Origin of the sequence: Micromonospora sp. NPDC049523 (assembly GCF_040676775.1) — a bacterium.
In the GTDB taxonomy this organism is placed as follows: Bacteria; Actinomycetota; Actinomycetes; order Mycobacteriales; family Micromonosporaceae; genus Micromonospora_G.
On sequence record NZ_JBFAPP010000018.1, the window covers coordinates 133,918 to 155,165 of the forward strand.

The following is a 21,248-nucleotide window of genomic DNA, read 5'->3' on the forward strand; positions in this document are numbered from 1 at the left end:
CGGACAGTTGCCGAAACAGCGGGGTGCCCGGCAGTGACTTCTGTCGGTAGTTCGCCCCGACTTCTGCCGGTAGTCGGGACCGTTTTCGGTCTGGACTTGGTAACGAGCCCTTGCGCTCGGACCAATATCAACGCGAAGGTAGGGCCTGGCGGTCCAACGGCTCCGGTCGGATTCCCGGGGCACCTGCCCCATTGGCAACCAGGGACGACCAGGGGATGACATGCAGGCTGAGCTGCAACGCATCGTCGATGCCGTCGCCGCCCGCGTCGGTCGGCCGGCGCTCATCGAAGACCGGCGCCAACGCGTCGTCGTCTACAGCGAACACACCGGGGTGCTGGACAACGTCCGGCGGGCCTCGATCCTGCGCAGGCACACCACGCCCGAGGTGATCGCCTGGTTCCGCAACGTCGGCATCATGAAGGCCCGTGAACCGGTACGCACCGAGGCGTGCGAGGAACTCGACCTGCTGCCCCGGGTCTGCGTACCGATCCGCCACGACGACCTGCTGCTCGGTTTCGTCTGGTTCATCGACGACGACGGTGGCATGACCGACGCCGACATCGAGACCGCGAACAGTGTGATGGCCGACCTGGCGCTCGCGCTGTACCGGGAGAACCTGCTCGGCGAACTGGCCTCGCAACGGGAGACCGAGGCGGCCCGGACGCTGCTGGTGGAGAGTGTGGAGGCCCGCCGGCACGCGGTCCGTACGCTGCTCGAAGAGGGTGTGATCGCCGGTGACGGCGCGGCCACCGGGCTGGTCGCGCAGCTCGTCGTACCGCGCGGGCAGGTGCCGGACGAGGTGGCCCGGATCGCCCTGGAACAGGCGCTGGTCACCACCCGCCGCTGGCTCGGCACCCGCGAGGCGCTGCACCTGGTCCGGCACGACCACGGAGTGCTGCTGCTCTGCGGCGGCCGGGTCGCCGGTCGACCCGCTCCGGAGGCGGTGGCCCGGCACCTGGACGAGGCACTACAGCACGCCACCCGGGGGCTCGGCTCGGTCGTCCGTACGGTGATCGGCATCGGTGGGTCCCGGGCCGGCCTGGTCGACGCCGTCGGCTCGTACGAGGAGGCGGCGCAGGCGGCCCGGGTCGGTGTCCAGCTACCCGCGCTCGGCCGGGTGGTGTCATGGGCGAGCCTGGGCATCTACCGGGTGCTGTCCCGGCTGGACGACCAGCACCTGGACGTGGCCGGGGTGCATCCCGGCCTGGAACGGTTGCTGCGCGACGACGCCAACCACGTCCTGCTGGAGACGCTGGAGGCCTACCTGGACCTGGCCGGCAACGCGCACGCCACCGCCGAACAGCTCCGGCTGCACCGGACCACGCTCTACTACCGGCTGCAACGGGTGGAACAGCTCGCCGAGACCGACCTCAAGGACGGCAACGAGCGGCTCTGTCTGCACCTGGCGTTGAAGCTGGGCCGGCTCACCGGCAACTACCGCCCGCAACAGTAGGGAGTGACCACCCCATGTCCGAGACGCTCGACACCGGCAGCCACGATCTCGCCATTCCCGCCGCCCTGGCCGAGTTCATGGGAACCGGGTGGAGCGAGCCGGACGCGCCGGCCGAGGTCCACCCGGAGGTGGCCGCCTGGGCCGCGAAACGCCGGGCCCGGCTGGCCGGCATGTTCCCGGGCGAGCACCTGGTGGTGCCGGCCGGAGCCGCGCCGGTACGCAGCAACGACCAGTTCTACCGGTTCCGTCCCGGCGCCGACTACACCTGGTTGACCGGGGACGGGAACCGGGGCGGGACGCTGGTGCTGGACCCGGACGGTGAGGCGACCCTGTACACCGACGAGCCGCCGACGTTGGGCAGCACGGCGTACTGGGCCGACCGGACGACCGGGGTGGTGTGGAACGGCGCCCGTGCCGACCTGGCCACCCTGGGCCGGGCCCTGGACCTGCGCTGCCGCCCCCTGGCCGAACTGCCGGCCGCGCTGCGTACGACCCGGCGGGCGCGGCTGCTGCGGGGCATCGACCCGCATCTGGACGCCCTGGTCCCGGTCACCGATCCGGCCGGCGACAACGACCTGGCGGTGGCCCTGGCCGACCTGCGACTGATCAAGGACGAGTGGGAGGTCGCCCAGCTCCAGCACGCCGTGGACGTCACCGCCCGCGGTTTCGAAGACGTCGTACGGGCGTTGCCGCAGGCCACCGGCCCCGGCGGCGAACGGTGGCTGGAGGGGACCTTCTGGCGGCGGGCGCGGACCGAGGGCGAGGAGGTCGGGTACCACTCGATCGTCGCCGCCGGTGCGCACGCGGCCACCCTGCACTGGAAGGACAACACCGGCCCGGTGCAGCCCGGCCAGTTGCTGCTGCTCGACGCCGGGGTGGAGGTCGGCACCCGCTACACCGCCGACATCACCCGGGTGCTGCCGGTCAGCGGCCGGTTCACCCCGGTCCAGCACGACGTCTACGAACTCGTACGCGCCGCGAACGACGCGGCCATCGACGCCCTGCGTCCCGGTGCCGCGTTCCGCGACTACCACTGGGCGGCGATGGCGGTGCTCGCCACCGGGCTGGTCGACCTGGGCCTGCTGCGCTGTTCGCTGGACGAGGCGCTGGACCCGCAGCGGCAGCTCTACCGCCGGTGGACGCTCTGCGGTTCCGGGCACATGCTCGGCCTGGACGTGCACGACTGCGCCCGAGCCACCCCCGGCCGGTACGCCGACGGCGAGTTGCAGGCGGGCATGACGCTGACCGTCGAGCCGGGCTTGTACTTCCAGCCGAACGACGAACTGGTCCCCCTGGAGCTGCGGGGCCTGGGCATGCGGATCGAGGAGGATCTGCTGATCACGACGACCGGCAGCCGGAACCTGTCGGCGGCACTGCCGCGCAGTGCCGCCGACGTGGAGTCCTGGATGGCCGCCCTGGCGGGGTGACCCCGGCCCCGGTCAGCCCTGCCGGCGCGCTTCCTCCAGCACGGCCAGGTAGCCGCCGGCCGCGATCTTCTTCGCCCGGTTGGTGTAGAAGTCGGGGTCTTCGGGCAGTGCGGTGGCGAGTCCGTCGACGTAGCGGTTGAACATGCAGAACGCGGCGGCGATCAGGACCGTGTCGTGGATCTCCTGGTCGGTGGCGTCCTCGGCCCGGGCCGCCTTGACCAGGTCGTCGGTGACCGCCCGTCCGGTCTTCTGTACGGCGGCGGCGATGCGCAGCAGGGCCCGCAGTTTGGCCGAGACGGGTGCGCCGTCGATGTCGGCGCGTACCTGCTCGACCAGTTCCATGCCCTCGTCGAGTTGCTCGGCGGCGTACGCGGCGTGCGCGGAGTAGCAGTAGGTGCACTCGTTGAGCGCGGACACGTACGCCGCGATCAGCTCGCGCTCGCCCCGGCTCAGCGTGCTCGGTCCGCAGAGCAGCACCTCGACCAGGCCGTTGAGCGGGAGGGCCGTCTCGGGGCGGAACCGGAACAGTCCCCGGATTCCCGGCTCGTGCAACGTCAAGTGCGGCATCTGCGCTCCTTTTCCGACCCCGGCACACCGGGATCACGGCTCGGCTCGCCGACCAGGCTGGGTTATGGGCGTTCGCCCGTCAACAAAGCTGAAAGCCGACGAAATGGCGGCATGTCGGACGGTAACTTCGGGCACTCGGAGCATCCTGGCCGGAATCGACCGGCCGCCAGCGCACGAATGAAGATGCTCGAAGCCGCGCCGCGAGTGCGCCCCGCCGACCTCCGTAGCCTTATGCAGGTGACAACAACGGTGCGGGAGCGGATCAGGGCGGTAGTCGTCGGCTCGGTGGACTATGAATCCGGGCTGGACGCGCTGACCGTCACGCCCCCGGCCGAGGTCGATCCGGCGCTCGTCGCCGTGGTGCACGAGGCGTGCGCGGGGCTGTGGCGGCGGGGGTGGCAGCCGGTCGAGCTGCACCGGGTGGTGGGCCGGCGGGGGCAGCCGACGCACACCCAACTGGTGACCGACGCGATCGCCGCGCACCTGCGCCACGTCTCCCGCAAGCGCGTCGACGAGCGGTGGCTGGCGCAGGCGAACGCGCTCGAGGCACGGGTCTGGTGGCGCAGCGACGCCACGTACCTCGACGAGGTCGCCGTCCGGTGGCGATCGGACCGGGTGGCCGTACTCGATGCGGTGTTGACCCTGCTCACCATCCTGGCCGAGCTGCCGCCGATCGAGGTGCTCGTGCCGCCACCCGGAACCGCGCCGCAACCCGGTCGCCGGTCCGGCAGCGTCGGCGGCAGCGGGCGGATCGACGAGCGCCTGCTTGACCGGGTACGGGCACTGCTGGCCAAGGCCGAGTCGAGCACGTATCCGGCGGAGGCGGAGGCGTACACCGCCAAGGCCCAGGAGTTGATCACCCGGCACAGTCTCGACGAGGCGCTACTGCTGGCTCGGGCCGGTGACACCGCCGTGGTGCCGTACGCCCGCCGGATCGGCGTGGACCACCCGTACGAGGCAGAGAAGGCCTCCCTGCTCGACGCCGTCGCGCGGGCCAACCGCTGCCACACGGTCTGGTCGCCGGAACTCGGTTTCAGCACGGTCTTCGGCTTCGACGCCGACATCGACGCGGTCGACCTGCTCTACACCTCGCTGCTGGTGCAGGCGCACCGGTCGATGGCGCGGGCCGAGCCGCCGGGTGGCAAGGCCGGCCGGGCCAGGCTCAAGGCGTTCCGCCAGTCGTTCCTGGTGGCGTTCGCGATCCGGATCGGTGAACGGCTGGCCGATGCGGCCAAGGCCGCCCTGACCGAGGCGACCCGCGACACCGACGAGATCGGCACCGCCGAACCGGTCAACCTGCTGCCGGTGCTCGCCGCCCGCGACGAGCAGGTACGCGAAACCATGCGGAAGGTGTTCCCGCAGACCGTCCGGGCCCGCGGCAGCAGGGTCGACAGCCGGGAGGGTTGGGAGTCCGGCCGGGAGGCCGCCGACCGCGCGACCCTGCCCACCCCGTAACCCGACAGCGCGCTTCGACGCGGTCAGCCACCGGCCGGGGTACGGGCGGGCCCGACGTCGACGAACCGGAACGTGCTCAGCAGCGGCGCGTCGCCCAACTCCTCCAGGATCAGCCCCTTGGTGGGCGAGAACTGGAGGAACGCGCCCTGGTTGCTGATCGCGTACACGCCCTTGCCGTGGGCGGTGATGGTGAACCGCTGAGCCGGGTTGTCAGGGTCGCAGAGAGCGCCCTCGACGGTCAGCGACCGGCCGGAGTTCGGGTTGTAGACCTGCCAGCAGGACGGCTCGTCGGCCGCCGGGTGGTTGTTCGCCCGGGGGTAGGACAGCACCTGGTAGAGGTCCCCGCCGAGCGGTTTCGGGACGAACCGCTGGCGACCGCTGTCGTCGTCGACCTCCATCAGCCCGTCGTCGAGCGCCACCGCGCCCTCGGACGCCTGCATTCGCACGATCGTGACCTCACGCGTACCCGACAGCAGGGGGTCGGCCGTACCCGCCGGGGTGGTCGGCGGCACGGACGATGGCGTCGGCGACGCGGTGGGCGACGTGGAGGGGCCGGCGGATGCGGGAGGGCCCGCGGGTGGACCGAGCTGCGGACCCGCGTTCGGCTGGCTCACCGCGATACCCGCGGTGAGCAGCCCCACCAGTACGACGCCGAGTGCCGCCGTGCCGGCGTACCTGCGTTTGCGGCGTTTGTCGCCGCGTTGCCGGACGTCGGCGGCGACGTTCGGGAGCCGGCCCGTACGCGCGGCGTGTGCGGCGAGCGAGCGCAGTGCATCGTCGAGGTGGTCGTCGGGCATCATGGCCGTTCCCCATCCATGACGTACTGCTCGGAGCTGTCGAGGTGTTCGGCCAGGGCCCGGCGGCCCCGGGCGAGCCAGGTCTTGACCGTGTTGGCGGATGTCCCGGTCTCCACGGCGATCTCGGCGACGCTGAGACCGACAAGATGGTGCAGGACGACGACCCTACGCTGGTCTTTCGAGATCTTGCGCAGGGCCTGCACCAGCGCTACATGGTCGGGGCTGATGGCGTCGACGTGTTCCTCGGTCGCGTCCCGGTGATGCGCCCGCAGCCGGTTCGTGGCCTTGCGCCAGGCGGAGACCGCGATCCGGTACGCGACCCGGCGCACCCAGGCCTCCGGGCTGTCGCACTCACGTACCTTGCTCCACCGGTCCCAGGCCCTCAGGTAGGCCTCGGCCACGGCGTCCTCGGTCTCGGCGTAGTTGCCGACCATCACGTACACCTGGCCCAGCACGCGCCTGGAGGATGCGGCGTAGAAGTCGTCGAACTCCTCGGCGTTACGCATGTGCCATGTACTCCCGCCCCGACCGGACAACCGCCTCCGGGACCCATTTACCCAGCGTGCGACCTCGGTATTCGCCAGCCCGACATCGACTCCCGCCGAAGAGGGTAGGCGCCCGACGGCACACGGCCGGCACGGGGGTACGGCGAGCGCGGCCGTCGGCCGGGGAGGCGGTTCGTCCGTCGCCTCCCGCGACCATCGGCGCGCTCGAACCTGCTCAGCCACCGGCCGGAGTACGGGCGGGGCCGACGTCGACGAACCGGAACGTGCTCAGCAGCGGCGCGTCGCCCAACTCCTCCAGGATCAGGCCCCTGGACGGGGAGAACTGCAGGAAGGCCGACTCGTGGCTGATCGCGTACGCGCCCTTGCCCTTGACGGTGATCGTGAATCCCTGGGCATTGTTGTTCGGGTCACACGCGGCGCCTTCGACGGTCAGCGGCTCCGAAGACTTCGGGTTGTAGACCTGCCAGCAGGTGGGCTCGTCGGCGGCCGGGTGGTTGTTGGCCTTGGTGTACGACTTGACCAGGTACTTGTCCCCACCGAGCGGGGTGGCGACGAAGCGCTGGCGACCACTGTCGTCGTCGACCTCGGCCAGCCGACCGTCGAGGGCCAGCCCGCCCTCGGTCGCCTGCACCCGCACGATCGTCATCTCCCGCTTGCCGGACAGCAGGGGGTCGTTCGTGTTCGCCGGCGGCGGTGCGGCGGACGACGGCGCCGAGGACGGCGTCGAGGACGGCGTCGAGGACGGCGTCGGCGCGACGGTCGGCGTCGCGGACGAGGAGACCGAGGGTCCGGCGGATGCGGTCGAACCTGCGGGTGATCCGGTCTGGCACGCCACCAGCGCACCCGTGCACGCCAGCATCGTCGCGCCGGTAACCCATTTCACCTTGGGCATGGCCTACTCCTCACACACCGCCCCGCAACTCTCTGCCGGGCTATCAACAGGGACACCGTGTGGGCAGGTCACCCTCGCCGACACCCCCCAAACACGCCTGCCACCGTCCGTCGGTTTCAAAAGGTCGCGGGTTTATTCGGTTGGCTCGGCCCGACGGGCTGGCTAGCCTGGCGGCGCCCTTGTCCCGACCTCCGAAGTGGGTGCGTTTGATGCCGGCGAACAGCGTGCTGATCCGGACCGACCAGCCTCAGCGCCAGTTCACCCACACCTCGGACGTCAGGAGTCTCAGAAATGGATCTTCCACGTAGTTTCACCATCCGCGAGGGCGACCTTCGCATCCTCAACCCGTTCACCTCGGAGAAGCTGGCCACCCTCGGGCAGGCCGTACGCCTGCGCCCCGGCATGTCGCTGCTCGACCTGGCCAGCGGCCGGGGCGAACTGCTCTGCACCTGGGCCCGGGACCACGGCATCTCCGGCACCGGCGTCGACATCAGTACGGTCTCCACCGAGGCCGCACGGGTCCGCGCGCTCAGCCTCGGCGTGGCCGACCGGGTCGACTTCGTGCACGGTGACGCCGCGGGGTACGTCGCCGCGACACCGGTCGACGTGGCCGCCTGCATCGGTGCCACCTGGATCGGCGATGGCGTCGCCGGCACCCTGCAACTCCTGGAACGCAGCCTCCGGCCCGGTGGAATGCTGCTCGTCGGGGAGCCGTACTGGCGGATCGACCCGCCCGACGAGGAAACCGTCCGCGCCTGCTACGCCCGGACGAAGGACGAGTTCCGGAGTCTGCCGAGTCTGGTGGGCCTGTTCCGGGACAGCGGTTGGGACCTGGTCGAGATGGTGCTCGCCAGCCAGGACAGTTGGGACCGGTACGCCGCCGCACACTGGCTCAACCTGCGTACCTGGCTGGACGGGAACCCCGACGACGAACTCGCCGGGGAACTGCGCCAGGAGTTGACCGACGATCCGCTGCGTTACGTCCGCTACGTACGCGAACACCTTGGTTGGGGAGTGTTCGCGTTGATGCGGCGGTAGCGGTTACGGCGCAGAGTCCAGCGCTTCGGCCTGCATCGAAAGGAAACTCCGGCGAATGCTCCATCGGGTAGCGTCAATTGCAGTCATCAACGAGCCACGTACGGGGCGGGGCTTTCGTTGACACCACGGCATTGACCTGCCTTCGGCCGCCCCTTGCTCGTACGGGCGCGGATCCGGAGGTCGTACATGCTCACTCGAAGGCGCGTTGCGGGAATGTTGCTCGCCAGCGTCCTACTCGTCCTGTCGGCGCTGGTCGGCGGGGTCGCTCCGGCCAGTGCGGTCGACCCCGCCTTCCCACCCAGTTGGCAGCGTTACCGGCTGCTGGAGGCGGCGACCAGCGACCTGTACCTGGACGTCTCCGGATCCGGCCCGGCCAGTGCGGCAGTCCAGTTGTGGCCGGACAACAGGAGCGACGCCCAACTCTGGGTCTTGGAGTACGCCCGCGAGGGCGGCGCCTACTTCCACCCGGGCTACAACCGCAACCTGTGCCTGGACTTCGACGGCGAACGGGGCTGGGGCGTACTGATGGAGGTAAATGCCTGTAATGGCAGCGCCTCCCAGCGGTGGCATTGGTCGTCGGGCTGGAATGGCGGCCTGCAACTTGCCACCCACAGCGATCTGCAGTTCTGCATCGACGTCCCGTCGAGCAATTTTGCCGCCGGACAGCGGCTGCAGCTCTGGGGTTGCAACTACAGCGGGGCCCAGTCCTGGTATTTCTACGGAGCCTGATCCCCCGCGACGACTCCGCGCCCGGCCGCGACCACCCGGCCGGGCGCGGGCCCGCCCACCTGGTCATTCAAGACCTACCGAAGGTCCACTCAAGACGGGGCAACCAGGCTGCCCCCGTACCCGTCCACGTGCACGCAACCGAGGAAGGCCACATCTGCGGTGGCTGGAGAACGTCGGCCACCTGAGCCGGACCCGGACCGGCGCCACCCTCCCGATCGAGCGGAGGGCGGCACCGGAGCTCAGCGGTCGTGCGTACGGAACACGTGCCGGTACGTCTGCGGCGAGACGCTGGTGACCCGGCGGAAGTGCCGGCGCAGGCTGACCGGGTTGCCGAACCCCGCCACCCGGGCGATCCGTTCCACCGGTTCGTCGGTCGTCTCCAGCAACTCCTGGGCCACCCGTACCCGCTGCTCGACCAGCCACTGCAAGGGGCTGGTACCGACCGTGTCCCGGAACCGCCGGGCGAACGTACGCGGGCTCAGGTGGGCCCGGTGCGCCAACTCGGCCACGGTCAGGGGTCGGTCCAGGTGTCCCCGGGCCCAGTCCAGCAGCGGGGACAGGTCCGGGTGCGGTTCCCCTCGGGTGACCGGTCGGGCGTACTGGGCCTGGCCGCCGTCGCGGTGCGGGGGCACCACCATCCGGCGGGCCACCTCGTTGGCGACGGCGGTGCCGTGGTCGAGGCGGACCAGGTGCAGGCACAGGTCGATGCCGGCGCCGGTGCCGGCGGAGGTGAACAGGTCACCCTCGTCGGTGTAGAGCACGTCCGGTTCGACGCGTACCCGGGGGTAGCGGTGGGCGAAGTCGACCGCGTTCATCCAGTGGGTGGTGGCCCGGCGCCCGTCGAGCAGGCCGGCGGCGGCCAGCACGTAGGCGCCGCTGCAGATGGAGACGATCCGCGCGCCCCGGTCGTGTGCCTGGCGCAGCGCGTCGAGCAGCGGCGCGGGTGGGCGCAACTGCACCGCCCGGTTGCAGGCGGCCACGACCACGGTGTCCGCGCTGGCCAGCTCGTCGAGCCCGTACGGGGCTTCGACCCGCAGACCGAGGGTGGTCCGCAGCGGGCCGGGCTCGGCCGCGCACAGGCGCAGGTCGTACCAGGGGTCGACCAGGTCGGACCGGTCGATGCCGAAGACCTCGCACGGTACGGCGAACTCGAACACCGGAATCGCGTCGGTGACCACGAGGGCGACCACGTGGGATGACTTCATGGCAGGAACGTACCGCAGATCGTCATTCCTGCCACTGGCCGGTAATCGACGGGTGCAGCAGGTTGGACCCGTGACCGACTCGTTGATCGAAAACAGCAGCACCGTACGAACCGGCGGTCGGCTGACCGTCGCCCAGGGCACCGCGCTCTACGTCGGGGCGGTGCTCGGCACCGGCGTGATCGCCCTGCCCGCGCTGGCCGCCGAGGCGGCCGGACCGGCGTCGCTGCTGGCCTGGCTGGCCCTGGTCGTACTGTCGATGCCACTCGCGGCGACCTTCGCCGCGCTGGGCGCGCGCTACCCGGACGCGGGCGGCGTCTCGACGTACGTCCGCAATGCCTTCGGGCCGCGGGCGGCGGCCATCGTGGGCTGGTGTTTCTACTTCGCGGTCCCAGCCGGCGCGCCCGCCGCGGCGCTGTTCGCCGGCGGTTACGTGGCGGCCGCGCTGGGCGGCGGCGGGACCACCACGGCGGTCACCGGGGCGATCCTGATCGTGGTCGTGACGGTGACGAACGCGCTCGGGCTACGGGTCTCCGGCCGGGTGCAACTGGTGCTCGCCGCGCTGCTGGTGGCGCTCCTGCTGACCGCCGTGCTGGCCGCACTGCCGCACCTGCGCTGGGACAACCTGCGCCCGTTCGCGCCGCACGGCTGGTTGGCGGTCGGGCCGGCGGCGGCCCTGCTGGTCTGGAGCTTCGCCGGCTGGGAGGCGATCACCCACCTGGCGGCGGACTTCCGGCGGCCCAAGCGTGACCTGCCCCGGGCGGCCACCATCGCGGTCGTGGTGGTCGGGGTGCTCTATCTCGGTGTCGCGGGCGCCACCGTGCTCGTGCTCGGCCCCGCCGCCGGTGAGAGCGAAGCACCGCTGGCGGAACTGCTTGCCCTCGGCATCGGGGGCGAGGTCCACCTGCTCGCCGCCGTCGCCGCGCTACTGCTCACCCTCGGCACGATGAACGCGTACTTCGCCGGTGCGGCGAAGCTCGGCGCCGCGCTCGGCCGGGACGGCGCGCTGCCGGCGTGGCTGGACCGGGGCAGCAGCGCGGGCGAGGTGCCCCGGCGCAGCCTGCTGGTGGTCTCGGTGCTGGCCGCGGTGGCGATGGCGGTCGCGGTCGCCGCCGGCATCGGCCCGAAGCCGCTGGTGCTGCTCACCACCGGCTGTTTCGTCCTGGTGTACGCCCTCGGTACGGCCGCCGCGCTCCGGCTGCTGCCGCGCGGCACCCGGGCGCACCGTTCGGCGCTGTTCGCCCTGGTGGCGGTCACCGCGCTGCTGGTGATGACCGGCTGGTACCTGCTCTGGCCGCTGCTCCTGGCCGCCGGTGCCCTGCTCTACCTCCGTCTGCGGCGGTCCACTTCGGACGCAGCCGCGTCCGGGCTCGGGTAGCTTGAGCCCGATACCCGCGACGGGATCCTGATCCGGGACGGCCGCGCGATGACCACGGGGGGCACGAGATGACGGACAGGGACCAGCTGGAGCCGAATCCCGAGCGGCCGGACAAGCCCGCGGTCGACCTGCGTACGGACCGACCGCACCCGGCCCGGGTCTACGACTACCTGCTCGGTGGCAAGGACAACTTCGCCGCCGACCGGGCCGCCGCCGAGCAGGGCCTGAAGGCGAACGGCAACAGCAGGGTCCCGCCCCGGGAGAACCGGGCCTTCCTGTCCCGCGTGGTGCGCTACCTGACCGAGGAGGCCGGCATCCGGCAGTTCCTCGACATCGGCACCGGCATCCCGACCGCACCCAACGTGCACCAGGTCGCCCAGGCCATCGCCCCGGATTCGCGGATCGTCTACGTCGACAACGATCCGATCGTGCTCGCACACGCCCGCGCCCTGCTCACCGGAACGCCGGAGGGCAGGACCGAGTACCTCGACGCCGACCTGCGCGACGTGGACCGGATCCTGGACTCGCCACAGCTGCGCCGGACGCTGGACCTGGACCAGCCGGTCGGGCTGCTGCTGATCGCGATCATGCATTTCGTGCCCGACTCCGACGACCCGTACGCGCTGGCGAACCGGCTGCTGGACGCGCTGCCGTCCGGCAGCTACCTGGCACTGACCCACCTCACCGGCGACTTCGCACCGGAGGCGTGGGAAGCGGTCGCGGCGATCTACCGCAGGACCGGGGTGACCATGCAGGTACGCCCCAAGCCGCAGATCGAACGCTTCTTCGACGGCCTGGACCTGGTCGAGCCGGGGGTGCGGGTGCTGCCGGACTGGCGCCCCGACCTCGGCCCCGCCGGGACCGGGGAGCGGCCCAGCGACGTGGCGGTCTCGGTCTACGGCGGTGTGGCCCGCAAGCGCTGACCTGTCCCGAGCCGGGTCAGCTCCCGGACGGCGCGTGGGCGCCGATCTCGGCCTCGCTGACCCGGGTCGGTTCCAGCACCCGGTGCAGGAACTCCCGGGTACGGGGCTCACGCGGCGCGCCGAAGACCTCGTCGGGTGGGCCCGACTCGACAACCGTGCCACCGTCCATGAAGACCACCCGGGACGCGACCTCGCGGGCGAAGCTCATCTCGTGCGTGACGACCAGCATGGTCATGCCCTCGGCGGCGAGTCCGCGCATCACCGCCAGCACCTCCCCCACGAGTTCCGGGTCGAGTGCGCTGGTCGGCTCGTCGAAGAGCATGAGCTGCGGATCCATCGCCAACGCCCGGGCGATGGCGACCCGCTGCTGCTGCCCGCCGGAGAGCTGCGCCGGATACGCGTCGGCCTTGTCTGCCAGGCCGACCCGGTCGAGGTTCACCGCCGCGATCCGGTCAGCCTCGGCGCGCGTACGGCCGAGCACCCGGCGCTGCGCGATGGTCAGGTTCTCCCGTACGCGCAGGTGGCCGAAGAGGTTGAACTGCTGGAAGACCATGCCGATGCGGCGGCGTACGTCGTCGATGTCGCAGTCCGGATCGGTGACCTCGACGCCGGCCACGTGCACCGATCCGCTGGTCGGCTGTTCCAGCAGGTTGACGCAGCGCAGCAGGGTCGACTTGCCCGAGCCGGAGGGTCCGATCACGCAGACGACCTCGCCGGTCTCCACCGACAGGTCGATGCCGCGCAGCACCTCGAGCTTGCCGAACGCCTTGTGCAGGTCGCGAATCTCGATCGCGGGCACCGCCGGGTCACCTCTCCTTCGCGGCCCGGCGTTCCAGCCACCGGACCAGTTGTGACAGCGGCAGGGTGATCGCCAGGTACAGCAGACCGGCCACCACCAGCGGGGTCGGGTTGACCCTGGTGTTGAGGGCGTCACCGGCGAACTTGGTCAGCTCGATGGTGGTCGCGGTGACGCCCAGCACGTACGCCAGCGAGGTGTCCTTGGTGAGCAGGATGATCTCGTTGGTCAACGGCGGGATCACGATCCGGAACGCCTGCGGCAGCACGATCGAGACCATCGCCCGGCCGTGTGACATGCCCAGGGTCCGGGCCGCCTCCAACTGTCCCTTCGGCACGGCCTGGATCCCAGCCCGGATCGTCTCCGCCATGTACGCCGCGGCGGTCACCCCGAGACCGATGGTGACCGCCCCGTACACCCCGCCGGGGATCTCCCGGTTGGGGAAGGCGAGCGGCACACCGTAGCCGACCATGAACAGGACCAGCAGCGACGGCAGGCCACGGAACAGCTCGATGTAACCGGTGGCGAACCAGCGGTACGGACCGACCGACGACAGCCGCATCAGCGCCAGCACCAGGCCGAGCACCAGCCCGAAGGCGAACGCCAGCAGGGTGTACACGATGGTGTTGCGCAGCGCGACGGTTATCGCCTCGGGGAACATCTCCCCGGCGACGTCGAGCCGGAAGAAGGCGTCGGCGAGCGTGCCCCAGTCGGCCGCCGCCACCACGGCGAGCAGCAGCGCGACGAAGACCAGGTATCCGGCCGTACGTCCGAGCCGTTGCCGTTGGCGGCGGCCGAGCCGGCGGCGCCGGGCCGGCGGCGGGACCGGGGCGGGTGCTGCCCCGCTCCCGACCGCGAGCGTCTCTGGTTCTGCCATGCCTCCCCCAGATCGCGCGGCGGCGTGCGCCACCGGGCGATGTTGTTTCCCGGACCCGGTCAGCTCGCCGGCTTCGCGCCGATCCACTTCTCGTAGATCGTGTCATAGCTGCCGTCCGCCCGCGCCGCGGCGAGCGCGTCGTTGATCGCCGCCAGCAGCTTCGGGTCGCCGCCCTTCTTGACCGCGAAACCGTACTGCTCGCCGGTGTCGAAGCCGCCCGCGACGACCACCTTGCCGGGGTTGGCCTTGACGTACTCGTTCCACACCGGCAGGTCGCCGACGGCGGCCTCGATCTGGCCGGTGGCCAGCGCCTGCTGCTCGGCGCCGAGGTCCTTGTACGAGACCACCTCGATCTTCAGGCCCTGCTGCGCGACCTGTGCCTTGACGTAGTCCTCGCCGGTGGTGGCGCCCTGCACGCCGAGCCGCTTGCCGGCCAGGTCCGCCAGCGTCTTGTACGGCTTGCCGACCGGCACCACGAGGGCCTGGGTGGCGTCGAAGTACGGGGTGCTGAAGTCCAGCACCTCCTTGCGGGCGTCGGTGATGGTCATGCCCGCCGCGGCCACGTCGCACTTGCCGGAGTTGAGGTCGGCACCGGACTTGATCCCCTCGAACGGGGTGTCGACGATCTTCTGCGTGACGCCGAGCTTCTTGGCGGCGAGGTCGACCAGGTCGACGTCGAAGCCGACCACGTTGCCGCTGCCGTCCTTGGACTGGAACGGCGAGTACGGCAGGTGGGTGCAGGTGGTGAGCTTTCCGGCCTCGACCAGCTTGACGCCGTCAGCCGTGGTGGCGCCGGTGTCGTCCTTGGCGCAGCCGGCCAGGCCGCTGATCGCCAGTGCCGCGCCCATGACCAGTGCCGCACCCCGCCGGGTGCCTCGAAGCTTTCCCATCCGCACAACCTCCCCAGGTGAACAAAACGTACGTTCCCTATAGGTTATGCCAAGATCTCCCGGTACGGTTCTCCGGCCTGCGCGGGGGTGGCGTGGCTAACGCGGCAGCGTCGCCTCGATGCCGGTGAGGATCCGGTCGAGTCCGCGCTCGAACCGGGTGTCGAAGTCCCGGTCGGCGCCGGCCCGCACCACCCGCGTGAAGTACGGGTAGTTGCCGCCGCCGGTCAGCGTCTCCAGGTAGCGGGACATGCTCCGCTGCCACTCCCGCTCGTCCATCCCCCGGTCCCGGCGGGCCGCCTGCTCGGCGACCTCCTCCTGCACGAACCCGCCGACCCAGCTACTGACCAGGGCGAAGATCTCCAGCATGTCGGCGGTGTCCAGGCCGAGCCGGTCCAGGATGGACATCCCGTACTCGAAGATGTCCAGCATGTTCGGGCCCATCGCCGGCCGGCCGGCGGCGATCCGGGCCAGCCACGGGTGGCTGAGCTGTGCCCGGCGCAGGCTCCGGGCCACCTCGGCCAGGTCGGCACGCCAGTCACCGGTCGGTTCGGGCAGCTCCGCCTCGCCGAACATGTGGTCGAGCATCAGCTCGCAGAGGGCTTCCTTGTTGTCCACGTAGCGGTAGAGGCTCATCGGGCCGGTGCCGAGGGCGGCGGCGACCCGACGCATGGAGACCGCCTCGATGCCGTGCTCGTCGGCGATGGCGATCGCGGCGGCGGCCACCTGCGCCCGGCTGTACGTCGGCGCGGGTCCACGCGAGGACGGCGGGGCGGGGAGGCTGACCCGTACCGACGTGGGCAGTTCGGGAGCCGGCCCGTTCCGGGAGTCGCCATCGAAGCTGTCGCCTGTTGCCACCAACGTGCCTTCCGGTGTCGCCGCCGTGCGGGGTCGTGTCGATCGCGGTCGATTCTCCCGTACCCACTTGCGTACAGCGTACCCGGTTAGCTAGCGTGCAGACATCAAACCGCGTACGGCGTACCCAGTGGGAGGTTCCGTGGCACGGGCAACAGGCGACGCGGTTGTCGTCGCGGAAGGGCTGCACAAGCGCTTCGGCTCCACACAGGCCCTCGCCGGCCTCGACCTGGCGGTGCCCGCGGGCACGGTCTACGGGCTACTCGGCCCGAACGGCGCCGGCAAGAGCACCGCGGTCCGGATCTTCGCCACGCTCACCCGGCCGGACGCCGGCCGCGCCTTCGTCGCCGGCCACGACGTGGTCCGGGAGGCCGTCCGGGTACGTCACCGCATCGGCCTCGCCGGCCAGTACGCCGCCCTGGACGAGGGGCTCACCGGCCGGGAGAACCTGCAGATCTTCGGTCGCCTCTTCCACCTCACCAGAGCCACCGCGAAGCGCCGCGCCGACGACCTGCTCACCCGTTTCGACCTCGCGCACGCCGCGGACCGGCTGGTCCGGACCTACTCCGGGGGCATGCGCCGCCGGCTGGACCTGATCTCCAGCCTGATCGTCTCCCCCGCCGTGCTCTTCCTCGACGAGCCGACCACCGGGCTCGACCCGCGCAGCCGCAACGAGATCTGGCAGACCATCCGGGAACTCGTCGCCGACGGCATGACCGTCCTGCTGACCACGCAGTACCTGGACGAGGCCGACCAGTTGGCGCAGCACATCGCGGTGGTCGACCACGGCAGAGTGGTCACCTCGGGCAGCCCGGACGCGCTCAAGGCCCAACTCGGCGGCCGGATCGACGTGGTGGTCCGTACGCCGGACGAACTCGAATCCACCGGGGCGGTGCTGGCCCGACTGGCCGGCGCGACACCGGACGTCGACCCCGACCGGCGACTGCTCAGCGTGCCGATCGGCGCCGACACCCTCACCCTGCCCGCGGTCGTACGCCTGCTCGACCAGGCCGGCGTGGACCCGCAGGACGTGGCGGTACGCCGCCCGACCCTGGACGAGGTGTTCCTCAGACTGACCGGCAACCCGCCGGACGCCAGCCGGGACGGTGACGGCGCGACGCTCAAGGAGACTGTCGGATGACCACGATCGGCACCGGCGTGCAGGACACACTCGGGCTGGCCCGGCTGCGCTGGCGGATCAGCGACATCCTGACCGTCTGCCACCGCAACCTGCTGCAACTCAAACACGCACCGGGTCAGATCGTCGGCACGGTCGCCTTCCCGCTGACCGCGGTGGTGCTCTTCGGCTACGTCTTCGGCAGCGCCATCCCGATCGCCGAGGGGGCCAACTACCGGGCGTACCTGATGCCCGGCCTGTTCGTGATGTCGACGGTGACCACCCTGGTCACCGCGATGATCACGCTCGTCGGTGACAGCGACCTCGGGGTGATGGACCGGTTCCGGTCGATGCCCGCCGAACGGTCGTCCATCCTGCTCGGACAGACCCTGTCCGACCTGCTGACCAACGCGGTGAGCCTGCTGGTGATGGCCGGTGCCGGACTGGTCGTCGGCTGGCGGGTGCAGACCGGTCCGGGATCCGCGCTCGCCGGCTTCGGGCTGCTGATGCTCTTGCAGTTCGCGATCTCGTGGGTCGGGCTCTTCCTCGGCACGGTGATCCGCAACGTGCAGACGGCGGCCAAGCTCGGCCCGCTCATCATGCCGGTCACGATGATCTCGAACGTCTTCGTGCCGACCGAGGGAATGCCCCCGGTGCTGCGTACGGTCGCCGAGTGGAACCCGGTCAGCGCGTCCGTCGCCGCCTGCCGTCAACTCTTCGGCAACCCGGCCAGCGTCGCCGTCGACCCCGCCTGGCCGCTCGCCCACCCGATCACCGCGACCATCGGCTGGTCCGTGCTGCTGATCGTGATCTTCATGCCGCTGACCATCCGCCGGTTCGACACCGGCCCGAACTGAGCCCCGGCCGGCGACCGGGGCCGCCACGGATCAGATCGGGTAGCCCCACTCGGCCAGCGGCTTCTCCAGCACCCGCTCCACCGCGCCGAGCTGGGCCGGGCTGAGTTCGTCCCGGTACGCCGCAGCCCGTCCCGACGGGAAGTCGTACCGGGCGAAGCCCTTCTGGAACGCCGGTGACCAGTCCAGCCCGAGGAAGTCGAGCATCCGACCGACCTCCTCGCGCGGCTGCGCGACCAGGTCCTCGTACCGGACGTCGAGCCACTGGTCGGCGGGGTGCCGCAGCCGGGCCTGCGCGAACGCCTCCATCAGCATCTTCCAGCCGAGGGCGGCCAGCACCTGGAACGACTGGCCGGACTCGGCCCACTCCTGGCGCAGGTCGTCCGGGAGCGAGCCGTAGATCCAGTTGTCCGGCCCGCGCCACCCGTCCCACCAGCCCATCTGCAGCCAGGAGTTGGCCACCGCCCGACCGTCCCGGACCACGTTGACCACCCGCAGGTCGGGGTACGCCGCGTGCAGGAAGCCGGTCCGCGGCCACCCGGTCACGTGCTGCACCAACTGCTCACAGCCCTGCCGGGCGATCCGGTCGTCGAAGAAGGCGCGCAGCCGACGGGCCACGAACGGGGTCAGGTCCTCGGCGAGCAGGTCCCGGCAGGGCCGGGAGAAACCGCCCAGCACATGCCGGTCGAGCAGGTGGTACGCCTCCGACGGCGCCACCCGCAGCCGGCCCCGCTCCAACAGCCGGCGGCTGTGCCGCAGCGAGGTCATGCCGGCCGGGCGCGGCGCGGAGCGCCGGTAGAGCGCGCCGTTGAACCGACCCTTGGGGTTGAGCCGGGCGAGTTTGTCGTCCAGTCCGGAGACGAAGCCGACCGCCGGGTGCCGGGAGAGCAGTTCCTGGACCAGCGTCGAACCGCACCGGCCGGTGCCCACCACCAGTGAGAGCATCGTTCAGCCTTCCTGCCGGGTGGCGGGTGAGGGGGAAACAGCGATCGGTTCGGGTGCAACGGCGGCCGTGGGAGCAGCGGCCGGGGCGGCCGGGCGGCGCAGCGGGTAGCCGAACCGGCGCAGGGTCGGGCCGGTCAGCCCGGTCACGGTGACGTACGCCCTGGTCGAGAGCCTGGAGAGCCACTCGCTGTCGGCGACCACACCGACCACGCCGGTCCGGTGCCGGGACGGGTTGCCGGCGACCGAGTGGGTGGCGGCGAGCCGGACCGTGTCCGGGGTCGGGAACGGCAACTCGCCCGGGGTACCGCCGACGAACCGGATGATCCGGGCGGTGGTGTCGGCCGGGGCGGCGACGAAGTCCTCGTACCGCACGCGCAGGTACCGGCCCGACGAACCCCACAGCCGTACGGTGGTGTTGTTCCAGACCAGCCAGAGCAGGGCGGCCTTCCACACCGGTGGGCGGCTCATCAGCCGGTCGTCGGTGCCGCCGTCCAGGCCCCGGCGACGGCGCCAGGAGAACGCGGTGGCGCGCGGGTCCCGGACCACGTGCAGCACGTACAGCTCGACGCCGGGCAGGCTGCCGAGCAGCGCGCCGTACGGCGGCAGCTTGGACGAGTCGACGATCACGCCGCCCGGGGCGTCGAGGAAGGCGTGCTCGGCGATCGCGGCGTACAGCCGGGCCAGTTGGTCGTCGTCGGGGTGACCGGGCACCGGCGGGCGACCCCGGCGGTGCCGGCGCAGCAGCGCGGGCAGCCGGCGCAGCCGGAGCCGGTCGGCGAGCCGGCCGGCGATGCCCGCCGGGTCGGCGTCCGGCAGGTCCCGCAGCACGGCGGTCCAGATCGGACAGTCGGCCAGCGGCAACCCGCACCCGCAGGGGCGGTTGTCCAGGATGCCGCGGCGCCACAGGTAACGCAGCTCACCGGCGGCGAAGAAGTCGGGCAGCTGGCCCAGCACGGTGGTGACCAGGGTGCTGCCGCTGCGCCCGCTGCCGGCGAGGTAGAGGACCCGGACCGCGCTCACCGGGCCGCTCCCCCGTCCCTCGTCGCATTCGCACCGCTCGGCGCGGCACCGACCGGTGACGGTACCCGCCGGTTCCGGGCCGGCACGGTCTTGGCGGCGTGGTGGTAAAGCTCGCGGATCCGGTCCAGGTGAAGCTGGGGGGCGAAGTCGCGGGCCACCCTCGCCCGACCGGCCCGCCCCATCTCGAACGCCCGCACCGGGTCCGCCACCAGTTCGCCCAGCGCGGCGGCGAGCGCGGCGGCGTCGTCCGCGGCGACGGTCGTCCCGTCCACACCCGGTTCGACCAGCTCCGGCAGGCCGCCCAGGTCGGTGGTGACCACCGGGACCCCGCAGGCGTACGCCTCCAGCACCGCCATCGGCTGGTTCTCGTGCCAGCGCGACGGCACCGCGACCACCGCCGCCGACCGGACCAACTCGTGCAGCCGGGCCTTGTCCAGCCGGCCGTGGAACCGGATCCGGCCCGGCACCCGCCGCGCCGCGAGCGCCTCCAGCGCCGGGCGGGCCGGACCGTCGCCGGCGATGTCGACCGGCACCCCGTCCGGCAGCGCGGCTACCGCCTCGACCAGCACGTCGACGCCCTTCTCCGGGGCGAGCCGACCGGCGAACACCACACCGCCGCCGGGTTGCTCCTTGGCCGCGATCCCGGTCAGGTCGACGAAGTGGTTCACCACCCGCAACCGGTCCGGGTACACCCCGGCACGCCGCATCACGTCGGCCAGGAACTCGCTCGGGCTGACGAAGACCTGCACCGGGTCGTACGCGTGCAGTTCGCGGTGCAGCCAGGACTCGACCGCGAGCAGTGCGCTGCGCGACAGCGAGCCGTCCTTGCAGCGTCGCCGGGCGGCCTGCAACGGGCCGCCGGTGACGCAGGCCTGGCAGGGCCGCCCCTGGTCGAGGAGCTGGTAACTGGGGCAGGCGAGCTTGTAGTCGTGCATGGTCAGCAGGCACGGCACCCCGGCGGACCGGGCGGCGGCGAGCACCGACGGGGAGAGCTGGTGGTAGATGTTGTGCAGGTGCAGCACGTCCGGCCGGAATTCCTCGATCACCCGGGCCAGCCCCCGCCGGCTCGACGGTGACCAGAACATCCGGGCGGCGGCCGTCGCGCGCGGGCGCAGTCCGCTCGGCGCCGGCTCCAACTCCACCTCGGCCGGGAAGTGCCCGGCGTACGGCAGCGGCGTCTCGTTCTCCGGGTGGGTCATGCCGAAGTAGGCGACCGTGTCGCCGGCTGCCCGCTGCAACGCGGCCAGGTCGAGCAGGTAACCCTCGGCGCCGCCACGGCGGTAGAGGTACTTGTTCACATGCAGCACACGCATCGACTTGGCCCGCTCACGTCGATCGGGCGAACCCGGCCCGGGGGTGGTGATCGGGGTCTGCCTGCCCCGACCAGGGCTCACGGTATGCAGGGCTGGTCGGCGAGTCCAGTTCACATTTGTCATGTGCCTGAACGGATGATCTTTGTGTGCCCGTACGGCCCGCAGCCTGGCCTCCCGCCATGATCTCCCGATAACCTGGCTCCGCCGCCGGCCGTAC

At 71.5% G+C, this 21,248-nt stretch carries 21 protein-coding genes; 9 read left to right on the top strand and 12 right to left on the bottom strand.

The features are described from left to right. The first annotated feature begins 220 nt into the window (after positions 1–220). The gene (locus AB0J90_RS25780; protein ID WP_326559792.1) at positions 221–1,453 is read left to right on the top strand and encodes a helix-turn-helix domain-containing protein; all 1,233 of its coding nucleotides are present in this window, start codon (positions 221–223) and stop codon (positions 1,451–1,453) included. 14 nt (positions 1,454–1,467) lie between these two features. Next, the gene (locus AB0J90_RS25785) at positions 1,468–2,880 is read left to right on the top strand and encodes an aminopeptidase P family protein (protein WP_363599966.1); all 1,413 of its coding nucleotides are present in this window, start codon (positions 1,468–1,470) and stop codon (positions 2,878–2,880) included. Positions 2,881–2,892: 12 nt separating this feature from the next. Here the strand turns inward: AB0J90_RS25785 and AB0J90_RS25790 are convergent, their stop codons facing one another. Next, positions 2,893–3,447: a peroxidase-related enzyme gene (locus AB0J90_RS25790; protein ID WP_363599968.1), complete on the bottom strand. Its 555-nt coding sequence runs from the start codon at positions 3,445–3,447 to the stop codon at positions 2,893–2,895. 237 nt (positions 3,448–3,684) lie between these two features. On the opposite strand from AB0J90_RS25790, the gene AB0J90_RS25795 reads away from it, so the two are divergent. Further along, complete coding sequence (locus AB0J90_RS25795) at positions 3,685–4,902, top strand: DUF2786 domain-containing protein (RefSeq protein ID WP_363599970.1); 1,218 nt, start codon at positions 3,685–3,687, stop codon at positions 4,900–4,902. A 23-nt stretch (positions 4,903–4,925) separates the two neighbouring features. Here AB0J90_RS25795 and AB0J90_RS25800 read toward each other — a convergent pair whose 3' ends face one another. The 3 genes from AB0J90_RS25800 to AB0J90_RS25810 all read right to left on the bottom strand — a co-directional run bounded on the left by AB0J90_RS25800 (position 4,926) and on the right by AB0J90_RS25810 (position 7,097). After that, a complete protein-coding gene (locus AB0J90_RS25800; protein ID WP_363599972.1) occupies positions 4,926–5,702 on the bottom strand; it encodes a hypothetical protein in 777 nt (258 codons plus the stop codon). Further along, on the bottom strand, positions 5,699–6,205 hold the full coding sequence (locus AB0J90_RS25805) for a SigE family RNA polymerase sigma factor (RefSeq protein ID WP_363599974.1): 507 nt from the start codon (positions 6,203–6,205) through the stop codon (positions 5,699–5,701). The genes AB0J90_RS25800 and AB0J90_RS25805 overlap by 4 nt, the downstream gene beginning before the upstream one ends. A gap of 214 nt (positions 6,206–6,419) precedes the next feature. Beyond that, on the bottom strand, positions 6,420–7,097 hold the full coding sequence (locus AB0J90_RS25810; protein WP_363599976.1) for a hypothetical protein: 678 nt from the start codon (positions 7,095–7,097) through the stop codon (positions 6,420–6,422). A gap of 291 nt (positions 7,098–7,388) precedes the next feature. Here AB0J90_RS25810 and AB0J90_RS25815 point away from each other — a divergent pair, with 291 nt between their 5' ends. After that, the gene (locus AB0J90_RS25815; RefSeq protein ID WP_363599978.1) at positions 7,389–8,135 is read left to right on the top strand and encodes a class I SAM-dependent methyltransferase; all 747 of its coding nucleotides are present in this window, start codon (positions 7,389–7,391) and stop codon (positions 8,133–8,135) included. Between the two features lie 213 nt (positions 8,136–8,348). Then, positions 8,349–8,864 carry an RICIN domain-containing protein gene (locus AB0J90_RS25820; RefSeq protein ID WP_363599980.1) on the top strand — a complete coding sequence of 172 codons (516 nt, stop codon included), beginning with the start codon at positions 8,349–8,351 and terminating at the stop codon, positions 8,862–8,864. Positions 8,865–9,103: 239 nt separating this feature from the next. Here AB0J90_RS25820 and AB0J90_RS25825 read toward each other — a convergent pair whose 3' ends face one another. Further along, positions 9,104–10,069, bottom strand: coding sequence for a helix-turn-helix domain-containing protein (locus tag AB0J90_RS25825; RefSeq protein WP_363599982.1), 966 nt, complete (start codon positions 10,067–10,069; stop codon positions 9,104–9,106). Positions 10,070–10,139: 70 nt separating this feature from the next. Between AB0J90_RS25825 and AB0J90_RS25830 the strand changes: the two genes are divergently transcribed. Continuing rightward, positions 10,140–11,444 carry an amino acid permease gene (locus tag AB0J90_RS25830; RefSeq protein ID WP_363599984.1) on the top strand — a complete coding sequence of 435 codons (1,305 nt, stop codon included), beginning with the start codon at positions 10,140–10,142 and terminating at the stop codon, positions 11,442–11,444. Positions 11,445–11,512: 68 nt separating this feature from the next. Then, entirely contained in the window at positions 11,513–12,367 is an 855-nt protein-coding gene (locus AB0J90_RS25835) for an SAM-dependent methyltransferase (RefSeq protein ID WP_363599986.1), read from the top strand. Between the two features lie 16 nt (positions 12,368–12,383). Here AB0J90_RS25835 and AB0J90_RS25840 read toward each other — a convergent pair whose 3' ends face one another. From AB0J90_RS25840 to AB0J90_RS25855, 4 genes are all read right to left on the bottom strand, one after another. After that, the gene (locus tag AB0J90_RS25840) at positions 12,384–13,166 is read right to left on the bottom strand and encodes an amino acid ABC transporter ATP-binding protein (RefSeq protein WP_363599988.1); all 783 of its coding nucleotides are present in this window, start codon (positions 13,164–13,166) and stop codon (positions 12,384–12,386) included. 7 nt (positions 13,167–13,173) lie between these two features. Next, positions 13,174–14,040, bottom strand: a complete 867-nt coding sequence (locus tag AB0J90_RS25845) for an amino acid ABC transporter permease (protein WP_363599990.1) — start codon at positions 14,038–14,040, stop codon at positions 13,174–13,176. Positions 14,041–14,099: 59 nt separating this feature from the next. Next, entirely contained in the window at positions 14,100–14,930 is an 831-nt protein-coding gene (locus AB0J90_RS25850; protein WP_363599992.1) for an ABC transporter substrate-binding protein, read from the bottom strand. Between the two features lie 96 nt (positions 14,931–15,026). Continuing rightward, positions 15,027–15,785: a TetR/AcrR family transcriptional regulator gene (locus AB0J90_RS25855; protein ID WP_363599994.1), complete on the bottom strand. Its 759-nt coding sequence runs from the start codon at positions 15,783–15,785 to the stop codon at positions 15,027–15,029. Positions 15,786–15,924: 139 nt separating this feature from the next. Between AB0J90_RS25855 and AB0J90_RS25860 the strand changes: the two genes are divergently transcribed. Together AB0J90_RS25860 and AB0J90_RS25865 are read left to right on the top strand one after the other, a co-directional pair. After that, positions 15,925–16,923 (top strand): ATP-binding cassette domain-containing protein, encoded by a 999-nt coding sequence (locus AB0J90_RS25860; RefSeq protein WP_363599996.1) that lies wholly within the window; start codon positions 15,925–15,927, stop codon positions 16,921–16,923. Then, the gene (locus AB0J90_RS25865) at positions 16,920–17,756 is read left to right on the top strand and encodes an ABC transporter permease (protein ID WP_363599998.1); all 837 of its coding nucleotides are present in this window, start codon (positions 16,920–16,922) and stop codon (positions 17,754–17,756) included. Before AB0J90_RS25860 ends, AB0J90_RS25865 begins: the two co-directional genes overlap by 4 nt. 30 nt (positions 17,757–17,786) lie before the next feature. On the opposite strand, the gene AB0J90_RS25870 is transcribed toward AB0J90_RS25865, so the two are convergent. The 3 genes from AB0J90_RS25870 to AB0J90_RS25880 are packed head-to-tail and all read right to left on the bottom strand — an operon-like array spanning position 17,787 to position 21,031. After that, entirely contained in the window at positions 17,787–18,698 is a 912-nt protein-coding gene (locus AB0J90_RS25870) for a sulfotransferase (protein ID WP_363600000.1), read from the bottom strand. Positions 18,699–18,701: 3 nt separating this feature from the next. Continuing rightward, a complete protein-coding gene (locus tag AB0J90_RS25875; RefSeq protein ID WP_363600002.1) occupies positions 18,702–19,718 on the bottom strand; it encodes a hypothetical protein in 1,017 nt (338 codons plus the stop codon). Continuing rightward, complete coding sequence (locus AB0J90_RS25880; protein WP_363600004.1) at positions 19,715–21,031, bottom strand: glycosyltransferase; 1,317 nt, start codon at positions 21,029–21,031, stop codon at positions 19,715–19,717. The genes AB0J90_RS25875 and AB0J90_RS25880 overlap by 4 nt, the downstream gene beginning before the upstream one ends. Positions 21,032–21,248 lie beyond the last annotated feature (217 nt).